Origin of the sequence: Nocardia noduli (assembly GCF_019038455.1) — a bacterium.
Taxonomy (GTDB): Bacteria; Actinomycetota; Actinomycetes; order Mycobacteriales; family Mycobacteriaceae; genus Nocardia; species Nocardia noduli.
This window is the reverse complement of record NZ_JAFMPL010000303.1, coordinates 1-409: the sequence shown is the minus strand read 5'-3', so window position 1 is coordinate 409 and position 409 is coordinate 1. Positions and strand designations below refer to the sequence as shown.

General features: G+C 46.5%; 1 pseudogene. It reads left to right on the top strand.

What is annotated here, in order from left to right:
- A pseudogene (gene ynaI / locus JZ792_RS41495) lies at positions 1 to 409 on the top strand (low conductance mechanosensitive channel YnaI); the annotation flags it as partial.

Below are 409 nucleotides of genomic sequence, written 5' to 3'. Positions count from 1 at the left end.
ATATCACCAGTGCGCGGATCATGTCGCGCATTATCAAAATCACCATTATTGTGGTGCTTGTTCTGCTTTATGGCGAACATTTCGGCATGAGCCTTTCTGGCTTGTTGACCTTTGGTGGTATTGGTGGTCTGGCTGTCGGTATGGCCGGTAAAGATATTCTGAGTAACTTCTTTTCCGGGATTATGCTCTATTTCGACCGTCCTTTCAGGATTGGCGACTGGATCCGTTCACCGGACAGAAATATCGAAGGTAAAGTAGCGGAAATTGGCTGGCGAATTACCAAAATTAAGACCTTTGATAATCGTCCATTGTACGTACCGAACTCGCTGTTTTCGTCGATCAGCGTAGGAAATCCTGGACGAATGACCAACCGGCGCATTACCACGACCATTGGTTTACGTTATGAGGA